A 13,494-nucleotide genomic window follows, 5' to 3' on the forward strand; every position below is an offset into this window, starting at 1 on the left:
GATTGGTTTAGTTTTCTATTCTTTCAGAAAACCACTGGATAATCTCCGGGTCGCGGTGACTGAAGAATTGGCTCTTACTGGTATCCAGCGATTGTATCGATTCCATATCTCCATCCGAAAGTTCAAAGTCGAATACTTCAATATTCTCCTTTATTCGTTCCTTATGGACGGTTTTGGGAATTACTACAACACCTCGCTGAATAAGCCATCTTAAGACTATCTGGGCGGCGGATTTGTTATATTTCTCACCGATGGAGACCAACAACTCATTGCTGAACGTGTTGTTCTTACCCTCAGCAAATGGAGCCCACGATTCATGTTGAACATCGTTTTCTTCCAAAAACCTTTGGTCCTCGTATCGCTGATAAAAGGGATGAGTCTCAATTTGATTTACGGCCGGAACCACTTCATTGTTGACGATCAGATCCATCACGCGGTCAGGGTGAAAATTGCTGACACCGATCGCTTTCAGGGTTCCATCGTGATACAACTTTTCCATTGCCCGCCATGAACCATGTACATCTCCAAACGGCTGGTGAATTAAGTACAGATCAAGATAATCTGTTTGCAGTTTGTTCAGGGATTCTTCTACGGCCTTTTTGGTTGCTTCATACCCGACATGCGAAATCCAGAGTTTGGAGGTGAGAAAGATCTCTTTTCTGTCTACCCCGCTTTCTATGATTGCCGCACCAACCGCTTCTTCGTTTTGATAAGCTGCTGCTGTATCGATGGAGCGGTATCCGACGTCGATGGCGTCGAGGACACATCGCTTGCATTCATAATAGGCCGCTATTTGATAAACACCATACCCAAGGATAGGCATTTTTACGCAATTATTTAACACTACAATCTTCATAATTTTTATATCCTTTAAATTATACTCCATCTAGTAAAGCTGCGCTCAATCCTCCGCTTTTAACTCCGAATCTTGTATTCTGGTTGTTATTTGTTCTTGTGATACCTCTTGGAATTGCTTTCCCTAATGAGCAATCTCTCTGGCGTTGGTTTTATTGCGTGCTCTTTGGGATTGTGGGCGGGATTGGATTTCTCATCCTAATTCTTTGGTTGTTTTTTGCGTTATGAACCTTACAGGCTCAGAGCCTTGTTCGTCATTTACTCAAGTAAAGGCAAGAGCTGGGTGTATTCCCCTCCTGCCAAACTCCCGGAACATGATATTGAGGTACAGTTCAGTAGTATACCCCGTAACCGGTAAGATTGAACTGACCGTCAAAGGTATCAGTGAAAAACCTAAAGAAGAATGAATCCTGCTGACTGCTGAGGAGAAACCCTTTGTGTCCCAGGTATGGCTGGGCACCTTTGTGCTGATGGCCGGATTCAGCGTGTCAATTCTTCGACATTGGAGTCGGGAGCGTAAAAAATCCTAATCATATTCACACGTTAGCGGTTAAGTGACGTTTTATAAATTCCAAAATAAGAAACCTAAATACATGGTTTATGGCAGAAAGTGATGTATCCAAACTCAGAATCAAAATATGGTATGTCCGTGCTGCGAGCTGGTAGTACAAAGCGCTCTGGAAGAGCTGGGCCTTGAGGTCGTGGACATTGAGTTGGGAAGAGCCGTAGTAAAAAACTTCGACAAACCATCACGCGAGGCGATTGACAAGGCGCTGGAAGAATATGGTTTTGAGTTACTGGAAGGAATAGACCAGGGGTACCCAATGCCAACTATCTGACGGAAGACCTAAATCGGAATTATGCTGCTTTAAGCACTATTTTTTCGAACACCGAAGACATTACCATTGAAAGATATGTGATTCGCCTGAAAATTGAACGCGTCAGAGAATTGCTCTCCTATGGCGAAATGACCCTCAGTGAGATTGCCCACCAGCTAAATTACAGAAGCGTTGCCCATCTCTCCAATCAGTTTAAGCAAATTACCGGCATGCCAGTTACAGATTACAAAAAAGCCAGCAACTATTTCAGACAATCCCTGGACGAGCTCGGTTAAAATTTTGCAACAATTAAAAAGAATTCTATAACGCATGACTTGACAGGCTTTGTTATAATTTTCAGAAAATCAAAGCTGAATCTAGTTCTGGAATAATGGAAGATAATACCATACAGAAAAAAAACCTGCCTATCTCCGGCATGCATTGTGCCAGCTGCGTATCGGCTGTAGAAAAATCCCTCAATAGACTTGAGGGCGTGGAACAAGCGTCGGTAAACTTGGCCACCGAATCGGCTACAGTCTCTTATGATAAAGAAAAAGTTTCCAATGATGATTTGGAGCATGCTGTTCAAGAAGCCGGGTATTCCCTAGCCGAAGAGGAAACACAATCCCGCACGCTCAGGATTGAAGGCATGCACTGCGCCAGTTGTGTCAGCTCAGTGCAGCAGTCGCTGGAAGAGCTGGACGGCGTTCAGGAAGCCTCCGTCAACTTGGCCACCGAATCGGCAAAAGTGACTTATATCGGTGATTTGTCGCTGCAGGATTTTGAAAAAGCCGTTGACCGTGCCGGATACAAGCTACTGAAAGAAGAATCCGAATCTGCCCAAACCAAAGCCGAAGCCAAGCGGCAGCGCGAGCAAGAGAAACTAGATAAGGCTGAATCACGAATGTGGTGGGCCTGGGGCGCAACCATTCCTATTATACTGTGGATGTTTGCCGATATGATCTGGGGTTATACCTTTCTGGGTAGCCTCGGGTATGAGCTGGGTATGATCGGACTTTCCTCGCTGGTGCTGTTTTATCCGGGCTGGGAGACGATGAAAAGCGCCTGGAAGTCAACAAAGAATCTGACGCCGAATATGGACGTGTTGATTGCCATGGGTACGCTGGCAGCGCTGGGCACAGGATTTGTTGCCCTATTGCACCAGTTCGGGCTGGCTCCGGCCTTTTACAGTTTTGCCGGCATTGCGGGTATGATTATGGCCTTCCATGTAACCGGCCGGTATGTGGAGACCAAGGCCAAGGGCCGTGCTTCCCAGGCCATCCAGAAACTGCTAACCCTGGAGGCCAAAGAGGCCACCGTAGAACGAGACGGTGAAGAAGTTAAGGTCTCGGTTAAGGATCTGCTGCCGGGGGACATTATGATCGTGCGTCCGGGTGAAAAAATTCCTACGGATGGAGAGGTTGTGGACGGTGAAAGCAGCGTAGACGAATCAATCGCCACCGGTGAGTCAATGCCGGTGGATAAAGCCCCGGGCGATGAAGTAATCGGGTCCACCATCAACAAAAACGGTATGCTAAAAGTAAAAGCCACCAAAGTAGGCAAAGACACATTCCTGAGCCAGGTGATCAGGATGGTGGAAGAGGCCCAGGGCTCCAAAGTGCCCATCCAGGAGTTTGCCGACAGGGTTACCGCGGTATTTGTGCCGGTGGTCATCGGCATTGCCCTGGCTACCCTGGCATCCTGGCTAATCTTCCCCGGCTTCTTCGGGGGCATTGCCGAGTGGGCGGCAACCTTCATTCCGTGGATTAATCCCGGGATGGGTCAGGTGGCCCTGGCCTTTTATGCCGCCATTGCGGTACTAGTCATTGCCTGTCCCTGCGCGCTTGGGCTGGCTACCCCCACTGCCCTAATGGTCGGCTCCGGCATGGGCGCCGAAAATGGCGTACTGATTCGAAAGGGCGAAGCGATCCAGATGATGAAAGATGTGAATGCTATTGTATTGGATAAAACTGGTACCATTACCGAAGGCAAGCCCGGCGTAACCGATCTGATCACACTTAACGGCGCATCGGAAGAAGAAGTACTACACATGGCTGGTTCAGCGGAAAGCAGCTCTGAACACCCGCTGGGGCAAGCTATTGTAGAATATGCCAAAAACAAAAATGGTCAACTTAGCTCAGCCGAAGGTTTTGAGGCGATCACCGGCAAGGGTATTAAGGCAAGCGTTGAAGGCAAAGAAATTTTCATAGGGACAAGAAAACTCCTTGATGAATCGGGGATCAGCATAGATGACTCTGTTGAAGACCAGATGGGCCGCCTGGAAGAGCAAGCGAAAACAGCGATGCTGGTAGCTGTTGCAGGAGACATCGCTGGCATTATCGCAGTGGCCGACCCCATCAAAGAAGATAGTAAAAAAGCAATTGCCGCCTTGAAAGAATTTGGTCTGACACCCATTATGATTACCGGCGACAACGAACGCACCGCCAAAGCCGTAGCTGCTGAGGTAGGCATAGATCAAGTTATTGCCGGGGTAATGCCCGACCAGAAGTCGGACGAAGTAAAACGGTTGCAGGAGCAGGGCAAAGTGGTTGCGATGGTCGGAGACGGCATCAACGACGCCCCGGCATTAACGCAGGCCCACATTGGAATCGCCATCGGTACCGGCACGGATGTGGCCATTGAATCCGGTGATATTGTTCTGGTGAAAGGAGATTTAAGCGCCGTGGTAAAATCAGTAAAATTAAGCCGGGCCACCTTTACCAAGATCAAGCAAAACCTGTTCTGGGCCTTTTTCTACAATGTGGTGATGATTCCGTTGGCCATGCTCGGTATGCTGCACCCCGTGCTGGCCGAGATCGCCATGGCATTCAGTTCGGTGAACGTGGTGACGAATTCACGACGGCTGCAGAGGAAAAATATTCAACCTGAATATTAGCGTAGAAGAACAATTGTTAATTGGTAACGGTGGAAATAATACAGTTCAGCTATTGTGTAGTTAAAATTAACATAAACGATATTTGAATAGGCTTGTTGCCAAAGTCTGCCAATTGCGAACCGCTGTAATTTTCAACAGAAAAATAGAATAAGAAACCAGATTCTGGTGTATCTGGAAACTGAAAAATAATTTTGAACGAACACAATAATTGCTAATATTCATTTGGTCTAAATCGAAATTTCTACTGTATTGCCTAAATTAAAACAAATATACCGGTTTCTGGCTGCCACGGTATTGATTGCTGTGATGGCGAATGTGGCTTTGCCATCGGCGTTGGCCACCGTACAGTATATTTGCAATGCAGAGTACATGGAGCTTTCGGGAAGTTCTGATTTCGGCGAATGCTGTTCCTCATCCAGTGCCGATACTGGGGTGCATCACGCTACTGATCTTAAAGAGGAATTTTGTGTAACAGAACAAGTCTGTGAGCAGGAGCTGACAACCGTTTTCTCGGAGACTCATGTTATCCTGCCGGAGGTGCCCCAACTTTTTGCGACTCTGACAACGACCGGTTCATCTCTTTTATCTCTTTTAACCAACACATTTACCCCTCTTACCCTTAATAGTGCTGTCCCCATTTCTGAGCCTCCCCTCTTTTTGCTGAACAGCGTGTTTCTGAATTAGCGATTACCCATTGTTTATTCTGCATTCGATTGTGGAGTAAATACCCGTCTCTTATTCTGATTTTCCAATCTTCCTGTAGTCAAGACTGAATGGCTTATATGCCGTTACATTGATAGTGGGCTAAATTTAAAGCCATTCCATTGATCGGAAGACCGAAATTTCGGCAGAGAGGACTCTCAAATCATTTACACAATTCTATATCAAAGAACAAGAATTGTGTAACGCATCATCTTTTAGAGCTGCCTAGGTTTTAAGCCGTAATCGCACAACAGAAATTCGATTCATTTTAAAATTATAACTATTCCCAAATATGAAGCTTTTGCCACAAACCACTAATCCGTCTACCCGGGTAAGCGAGTATATATCCTCCGGGCTTTTATGGCCGGTCGTATTGGACAGGGTCGGGAGCCGGTTGATGGTACAAATTACTGCAGGGCTGATCTTCTTCCTGCTTGTTACTAGTGCCAAAGTTCACGCCCAACAGGATACCACGGCCACCCAACTCGACCATTACCTCCAGGAGGCGGCCCGAAATAATCCGGAGCTTCAAGCCCTGGTTTATAAATACCGTTCCATATTGGAACAGGCTCCGCAGGTCGGCACCTTGCCCGATCCGGAAGTGATGTTTATGTATTTCGCCAATCCGAGAAATTATTCCAGTCCGCTCAGCCGAATGACGCTTTCCGCCTCGCAGTGGTTTTCCTGGTTCGGAACGCTGAATACCGCTGAAAAAAGAGTGCAAAGTCTTGCCAGAGCACAACTGGACGAGGTTATCAATACCCGGAACAGGCTCTTCCGGGATATTAAGGAAGTGCGGTTTCAGATGTACGAAATCAACCACCATATCAAAGTTTTTCGGGAAAACCTGGAGCTGTTGAGTATGCTTGAATCCACGGTAGACATTATATATGAAACCGGTGAAGCCAGCCAGGTTGATCTCATCCGATTACAGATTGAAAAGGACAAGATTCGTACTCGCATTGAACAGATGGAGGATAGACTTGTGCCTCACCAGATCGAATTTAATACGCTGCTGAATCGGGATCCACAGGCTGCCATCGACATGCCAATGCCTATGGAAACGAATACCCTGGGGCTGTCACCTGATAAAATTTTGGCCAAAATTCAGGCTCAAAATCCCCGTCTTTCCCGGCTTGACTATAACAAACAGGCCGCCGAGTACGCTCTGGAGGGAGCACGGCTGAGTGGGCTCCCTTCTTTTGGCGTGGGCGTTGAAGCTATGCTCCCCAACTTCATGTACATGCCACTGATGCCGGGAGAGCGAACTGCATTGGTGGCCAAGCTCTCGGTAAAAGTGCCTTTATATCGAAACAAGTACAACGCACAACAACGGGAAGCCAGGCTGGATATCCGCTCCATCCAGGCACAACAAACCGATGTCAGAGGCAGGCTGTATGCGGATGCGGAAAAACGGCTACAACAGTACCGGGATGCCCAGTACCGGATCAACCTGTATGAAGATCAACTCATGCCTAAAACCCGGAGGGCATTGGAAATTGCCATTGAAGCCTACTCAACGGAGGTGGGCAATTTTGAAGAGTTAATACAGCTTCAGCGACAGATACTGGATTATGAAATGGGGCTCAATACGGCTTACGTGGAACGCAATATTGCCGTGGCCGAGCTCGAATATCTCTATGGAAAATATAATGTCAGCCCGGAAGAAATTGAACCAAGTAATTAACAGATCAAAACACCAAAAAAATGAATACTAAACACCTTTTTCTCTTTATATCAGCCCTTATACTGGTCGCGGCAGGTGGCTACTGGTTCGGTCTTCAAACCGGTAATTCCAGATCAATGCAGAACACTTCTGCCGATACTTCTCAAGCTGAAACCAGTTCTGCCGCACAACCTCAACAAGAGGGAGACCGCGAAATTCTGTACTGGAAAGCCCCAATGGATCCGACCGAAATCTATGACGAGCCCGGCAAGTCCAAGATGGGGATGGACCTTGTTCCGGTCTATGCCGACGAGGCCCAGGATACGGAAGGACAGGTAAGCATCAACCCGGTCGTGGTTCAAAATATGAACGTTCGTACCGCACCAGTCCAGCGTAAAGATCTTTCCACCACAGTAAGGACCGTAGGGAAAGTGGAATATGATGAGCAGAAGCTTCATAATATAAGCACCAAGATTTCCGGATGGATTGAACAGCTCCATGTTGACTATACCGGACAGATGGTCCGGCAGGGAGATCCGCTGTTCAGCATTTATTCCCCAAAACTGGTCACCACCCAGCGGGAATACCTGCTGGCGCTGAACACGCTGGATAAAATAAGTGGCAGCGATTACGAAACCGTTCGCAGCGGGAGCAACAGCCTGCTTAAGGCCGCCCGAAAGCGCCTCGACTACTGGGATATACCGGAATCGGAAATTGAACGCCTGCGAGAGACCGGTGAAGTTCAGAAGACCCTGACTCTGCACGCCCCGGCTTCGGGTGTAGTAACCATGAAGAGTGCTATAGAAGGCGAACACATAAAGGCCGGTAACAATGTATATAAGATTGCTGACCTGTCAACAGTGTGGGTACAAACCAGTATTTATGACTATGAGGTGCCTTGGGTGCGCGAAGGCCAGCCGGCCGAAATGGAGCTTTCTTACCAGCCTGGCAACGTGTACAAAGGCAAAGTAGCCTATGTCTATCCCGAGGTCGACCGGAAAACCCGTACAGTACAGGTGCGACTGGAGTTTCCCAACCCGGACTTGAATCTCAAGCCAGGCATGTATGCTAGTGTGCGTATCGAAAGTCGCCCGATTTCTGACGCGGTCGTCATCCCGTCCGAGGCTGTACTTCGTACCGGAGAACGCAACGTAGTATTTGTGGCTCTGGGGGAAGGGAAGTTTGAACCCCGTGAAGTCACGCTGGGCGTGGAAGGCGGCCCCCGGAACGAGGAGCTGCAGGTGCTGTCAGGTGCAGAACCCGGCGAAATGGTGGTGACTTCCGCCCAGTTCCTGATCGACAGCGAAAGCAGACTCCAGGAAGCCATCCAGAAGATGCTGCAGCAAAAAAAGCCGGCTGATACCACTATGAAGGATATGGAAATGGAGATGAAAAATATGCAGATGGATATGGATACCGATACCGGGTCCGCCACCGATACTGTACAAAAGCAGCGCATGAAAGAGATGAACAGGCAGTAAGTTACCTGGATCTGAAGGATCAAGTTACTAAGAATTTATAACCTTTTGGAGTATAACAGATGTTACAGAAAATTATAGAATGGTCGGTGAATAACCGCTTTATGGTGATCATAGCCAGCGTATTGTTGTTGGCCGGCGGAACCTACGTGTTGTATGATACCCCGGTGGATGCCATTCCTGACCTCAGTGATGTACAGGTGATCGTATTCACCAAATATTCAGGGCAGGCTCCCCAAGTGGTGGAGGATCAGGTAACCTACCCGCTAACGACCACCATGATGTCGGTTCCCAACACCAAAGTCGTACGCGGGTATTCCTTTTTCGGTTTCTCAATGATCTATATCATCTTTGAAGATGGCACGGATATGTACTGGGCCCGCAGTCGAGTGCTGGAATACCTGAATACGGCCGCCGGTGCTCTGCCCGAAGGGGTGACGCCCAACCTGGGCCCGGACGCTACGGGAGTGGGCTGGGTATATGAATATGTGCTGGACGGCGGCGATCAATACGACCTGCAGCAGTTGCGCTCTATCCAGGATTGGTTTCTTAAATACGAGTTGTTGAGTGTGGACGGTGTTGCTGAGGTAGCCAGTATGGGCGGTTTCGTGAAGCAGTACCAGGTGGATGTCGACCCTGACAAGTTACTGGCATACGATATACCGCTGAAGAAGGTGAAAATGGCCATTAAAGAAAGCAACAAAGACGTAGGCGGGCGCCTGGTTGAGATGGCCGAAACCGAATTTATGGTAAGAGGCAAGGGGTATATCCAATCGGTGGCCGATGTGGAGAGCATTCCCATAGGATTTGATGCGGCTGCCGGCACCCCGATACAACTGAAAAGCGTTGCCAACGTGCACCTTGGGCCGGAACTGCGGCGAGGCGTACTTGACTGGAATGGCGAGGGAGAAACCGTGGGAGGAGTGGTGGTTATGCGCTACGGCGAAAATGCCTTGCAGACCATTCAAAACGTTAAGAATAAGCTAAAGGAGCTGGAAAGTGGCCTACCAGAAGGCGTTACCATCAAGGCGGCCTACGACCGGTCCAGCCTTATCGATCGGTCCATAGCATTTTTGGTAGAGAAGCTTCTTGAAGAAATTTTGATTGTAGCGCTGATCACCATGATCTTCCTGCTGCACTTTCGCAGTTCATTGGTGGCTATTCTGAGCTTGCCTCTGGGTATTCTGGCCGCCTTTATCGTGATGTATTTTCAGGGCATTAATGCCAATATTATGTCGCTGAGTGGTATTGCCATTGCGATCGGGGCCATGGTGGATGCCGCCATTGTAATGGTGGAAAACGCCCACAAGCATCTGGAGCGGGATGCGGGTAAGAAAGACCATTGGCGGATTATTATTGATGCTTCAAAAGAGGTGGGACCCGCGCTGTTTTTCTCGCTGCTGATTATCACCGTCTCCTTTTTGCCTATTTTTGCTCTGCAGGGACAAGAAGGACGGCTGTTTGCGCCCCTGGCCTTTACCAAGACCTACGCTATGGCCGCGGCAGCCCTGCTGTCGGTTACGCTCGTCCCTGTGTTGATGGGCTATTGGATTCGCGGAAAAATCAGGCCAGAACATGAGAATCCTGTCAACCGGTTTCTTATCTGGATCTACCGGCCGGTCATAAATTTTGCCCTGCGGTTCAAATGGTCCACGCTCATTGCCGCGGTCGTTATACTCGGCGTATCCGTATTTCCATTGCAACGACTCGGTTCGGAATTCATGCCTCCTATCAATGAGGGGGATATACTGTATATGCCCACGACGGATCCCGGCCTGAGCATCACCAAAGCCAAAGAACTGCTGCAACAGACCGATAAAATCATAAAAAGCTTTCCCGAGGTAGAAACCGTATTGGGTAAAGCCGGACGAGCGCAGACCTCTACCGATCCAGCTCCGCTTTCGATGTTTGAAACCACTATTCAGCTTAAACCAGAGGAAGAGTGGCGAGAGGGGATGACCATGGAAAAACTGCAGCAGAAAATGGATCAGTCGATAAAAATCCCCGGCCTAACCAATGCCTGGACGATGCCGATCAAGACACGTATCGACATGCTGGCTACAGGAATTAAAACACCGGTGGGTGTTAAAATAACCGGCCCGGACCTACAGCAGTTAGCTGAACTCAGCGGGGATGTTGCCTCAGCAGTACGTGACGTCCCTGGCACGCTGACCGCCTTTGCTGACAAAACAACCGGGGGTAATTACCTCGACTTTAACATCAACAGGGATGAAGCCGCACGGTACGGTCTAACGGTCGGTGACGTACAGGATGTGATTCAGTCAGCTATTGGCGGCATGAATATTACCGAAACCGTGGAGGGACTGGAGCGGTACCCGGTCAACCTGCGCTATGCGCGGGAGGTCCGCGATAACATGACCGATCTCAAGCGGGTACTGATTCCCACCCCGTCGGGCGCACAGATTCCCCTCAGTTACGTGGCCGACCTGCAGATTCAGAAAGGAGCCCCCGTGATCAAAACCGAAAACGCCCGCTACTCAAGCTGGGTTTACGTAGATCTCAATACGTCCGATATAGGGGCCTATGTTGCCAATGCACAGCAGGCAGTAAACGAGCAGATTGATCTACCACAGGGCTACAGCATAACCTGGAGCGGGCAGTACGAATATATGCAGCGGGCCAAACAGCGGCTGCAGATCGTGGTACCGATCACCCTGCTGATCATCTTCCTGTTGCTCTATTTTAACTTCAAAAGTCTGCAGGAAAGCCTGATCGTTATCTTGACGCTGCCGTTTTCCCTGGTTGGCTCATTCTGGCTGCTCTGGCTGCTCGATTACAATCTCAGTGTGGCGGTCGGCGTGGGAGCCATTGCGCTGGCAGGCGTGGCGGCGGAAATCGGGGTGATCATGCTGACCTACCTCGACAACGCCTACAACGATCGCAAGTACCACGACCGGATGAATTCTCTGGACGATCTGAAACAAGCCATCCTGGAGGGGTCGGCCCAGCGAATTCGCCCGATATTCATGACCGTTTGTGCTATTATCGGCGGCCTGTTGCCCATCATGTGGGGCATGGGTACCGGGGCAACGGTCATGAAACGTATTGCCGCGCCGATGGTGGGCGGCATGGTCTCGGCCACCTTGTTGAGCCTGGTGGTATTGCCGGTCATCTACTACCTGTGGAAAAGGCCTGAAGTGAAGCGCCTGGCGGCCGCCCATATCGAAGGCCATAATCCGGACCAGGACACATCTGATAATCAATAACAGGAGGGATCTATTATGAAAGAAATCAAAGCTTTTATTCGAAAACGAAAGTCCGAAGAAGTGGTCGATGCGCTGGAGGCCATCGGCATTGACCGCATGACCCTGATTGATGTAATGGGAGTCGGGAGCACCGACCCCAACCAGTCCCAGTTTTCGGTGCGAATTGCCGAACGCTATGCTGAATTTGCCAAACTGGTACTGGTTTGTAAAAAGGAAGAAGTATCCCAAATTGTGGAGGTTATTCGGGAAAAAGCGCATACCGGTATCAAAGGAGATGGTATGATCTATGTTTCTGACGTGGAGCAAGCCATCCATATTCGAACCGGAAGAACCGGGCGGGATGCATTGCTTTCAGGGGATGAGCCAAGAACATCTTAACAATCTATAGTAGGAAAAATCATGAAACTCATCAAAGCGTACATTCGCCTCGATATGTTCGAAGAAGTACACCGTGCACTAAATGAAGAAGGCTTTACCAGCATGACGGTAATGGAAGCCGAAGGAATGGGAAGTTACAGTGATCCGGAGAACCGGCATGGATCACTAAAATTCCCGGCCCTGCATTCCAAGGTGGTAAAACTCGAAATGGTCTCGGAAGACGATCATGTAGATGCCGTCGTCAAGATTATTCATGAAAATGCCAGCACGGGTCATAAAGGCGACGGGATTATGGTAGTGCTCCCGGTTGAGCGCAGTATCAGAGTCCGAGACGGCGAACAAAGAACCTATACCGTCTGATAACAATTTCAACAAATCAAAACCAAACAAATCCAATCACTATGAAACGACTACTAACACTTACGATATTTGCTGGAGCTTTATTCGTGGCTCAACCAGTCCAGGACCAGCAGCAGGACGCGCGACAAAACAACATTGAGATGAAGTAGGTTTCTACCATGATGAAGGAAATGATGCAAAAGATGATGGAGAACCCTCAGATGCATAAGAAAATGATGCGTATGATGATAAAAAATATGCATGGAGACAGTGCCAAGTCCGGCATGCAGGGCATGATGGACGATAAAATGGACAGGCATGTGCATGAAGATGTATGAACATGATGGGTGGAGATATGGACATGGATATGAATAATCGGCATTGCATTGCTGCTCGTTCTCCTATTCGCCTGTTGTATCCCGATGATCAAAATAATGCTGAAGGGCGACAAGCAGGACGGAGAAGCCTGAAACAATCAGCATGATGAGCTTTCTGACAATTACAAAAAAAGATGACCAATGACTCTATCACGAATTTCATTTGTTGTGTTTGTTTTACTGGGCATGTTAATGACCGGTTGCAACTCACCGGAAGTACTGGATGACTTGGGCGCTCGGACCTGGAAACTGGTTGACCAAGACAGTACCGCCATAACATTTCCAGACGATTTTAAAGGGAAGATAATTGTTACCGGCTATATCTTTACGAACTGCCCCGGCGTCTGTCCAGCCATTACCGCCAATATGAAAAAAATAAGCAGCCAGATTTCAGATATGAAGGATGTGCATTTTGTCGGTATCACCTTCGATCCGATGCGGGACCGCCCATCGGTACTCAGAGAATACATGAACAAATTCGATCTGAGCGAACGCCGGTTCACGTTTCTCACCGGCGACTCGGCCACCGTCTACTCGCTGCTGGACCGGGTAGGTATACGGACCGAAATGCAGCCCGACACCACCGCTGGCGGATACCGGTTCAACCATACTAACCAGATCAATCTCATTGACCGTCGGGGACGGACCCGCACCGAATACGGTGGTAGTATGGTCCCGCCTGAACACGTGGTCGAAGATATTAACAAACTGCAATAAAAAGCTAAGCTAAAACACCAAATTACCAACACACATTTGAA

General features: G+C 48.8%; 13 protein-coding genes. 12 read left to right on the forward strand and 1 reads right to left on the reverse strand.

The features are described from left to right. Positions 1 to 7 precede the first annotated feature (7 nt). A complete protein-coding gene (locus NC796_RS04940) occupies positions 8 to 856 on the reverse strand; it encodes an aldo/keto reductase (RefSeq protein WP_310682656.1) in 849 nt (282 codons plus the stop codon). Between the two features lie 637 nt (positions 857 to 1,493). Here NC796_RS04940 and NC796_RS04945 point away from each other — a divergent pair. From NC796_RS04945 to NC796_RS05000, 12 genes are all read left to right on the forward strand, one after another. Continuing rightward, positions 1,494 to 1,694 (forward strand): hypothetical protein, encoded by a 201-nt coding sequence (locus NC796_RS04945; RefSeq protein WP_310682658.1) that lies wholly within the window; start codon positions 1,494 to 1,496, stop codon positions 1,692 to 1,694. A gap of 59 nt (positions 1,695 to 1,753) precedes the next feature. Then, entirely contained in the window at positions 1,754 to 1,969 is a 216-nt protein-coding gene (locus NC796_RS04950; protein ID WP_409070354.1) for a helix-turn-helix domain-containing protein, read from the forward strand. 95 nt (positions 1,970 to 2,064) lie between these two features. Then, positions 2,065 to 4,569 carry a heavy metal translocating P-type ATPase gene (locus NC796_RS04955; RefSeq protein ID WP_310682660.1) on the forward strand — a complete coding sequence of 835 codons (2,505 nt, stop codon included), beginning with the start codon at positions 2,065 to 2,067 and terminating at the stop codon, positions 4,567 to 4,569. Between the two features lie 249 nt (positions 4,570 to 4,818). Next, positions 4,819 to 5,253, forward strand: a complete 435-nt coding sequence (locus NC796_RS04960; RefSeq protein ID WP_310682662.1) for a hypothetical protein — start codon at positions 4,819 to 4,821, stop codon at positions 5,251 to 5,253. A 310-nt stretch (positions 5,254 to 5,563) separates the two neighbouring features. Next, positions 5,564 to 6,958 (forward strand): TolC family protein, encoded by a 1,395-nt coding sequence (locus NC796_RS04965; protein ID WP_310682664.1) that lies wholly within the window; start codon positions 5,564 to 5,566, stop codon positions 6,956 to 6,958. Between the two features lie 20 nt (positions 6,959 to 6,978). Next, positions 6,979 to 8,418, forward strand: a complete 1,440-nt coding sequence (locus tag NC796_RS04970) for an efflux RND transporter periplasmic adaptor subunit (RefSeq protein WP_310682666.1) — start codon at positions 6,979 to 6,981, stop codon at positions 8,416 to 8,418. 59 nt (positions 8,419 to 8,477) lie between these two features. Continuing rightward, positions 8,478 to 11,642 (forward strand): efflux RND transporter permease subunit, encoded by a 3,165-nt coding sequence (locus NC796_RS04975; protein ID WP_310682668.1) that lies wholly within the window; start codon positions 8,478 to 8,480, stop codon positions 11,640 to 11,642. Positions 11,643 to 11,657: 15 nt separating this feature from the next. Further along, positions 11,658 to 12,020 (forward strand): P-II family nitrogen regulator, encoded by a 363-nt coding sequence (locus tag NC796_RS04980; RefSeq protein WP_310682670.1) that lies wholly within the window; start codon positions 11,658 to 11,660, stop codon positions 12,018 to 12,020. A gap of 21 nt (positions 12,021 to 12,041) precedes the next feature. After that, positions 12,042 to 12,380: a P-II family nitrogen regulator gene (locus NC796_RS04985; protein ID WP_310682672.1), complete on the forward strand. Its 339-nt coding sequence runs from the start codon at positions 12,042 to 12,044 to the stop codon at positions 12,378 to 12,380. Between the two features lie 182 nt (positions 12,381 to 12,562). Next, entirely contained in the window at positions 12,563 to 12,697 is a 135-nt protein-coding gene (locus NC796_RS04990; RefSeq protein ID WP_310682674.1) for a hypothetical protein, read from the forward strand. A 2-nt stretch (positions 12,698 to 12,699) separates the two neighbouring features. Then, positions 12,700 to 12,843 (forward strand): hypothetical protein, encoded by a 144-nt coding sequence (locus NC796_RS04995; RefSeq protein ID WP_310682676.1) that lies wholly within the window; start codon positions 12,700 to 12,702, stop codon positions 12,841 to 12,843. A 34-nt stretch (positions 12,844 to 12,877) separates the two neighbouring features. Beyond that, complete coding sequence (locus NC796_RS05000) at positions 12,878 to 13,453, forward strand: SCO family protein (RefSeq protein WP_310682678.1); 576 nt, start codon at positions 12,878 to 12,880, stop codon at positions 13,451 to 13,453. Positions 13,454 to 13,494 lie beyond the last annotated feature (41 nt).

Origin of the sequence: Aliifodinibius sp. S!AR15-10 (assembly GCF_031569985.1) — a bacterium.
In the GTDB taxonomy this organism is placed as follows: domain Bacteria; phylum Bacteroidota; class Rhodothermia; order Balneolales; family Balneolaceae; genus JAMQKA01.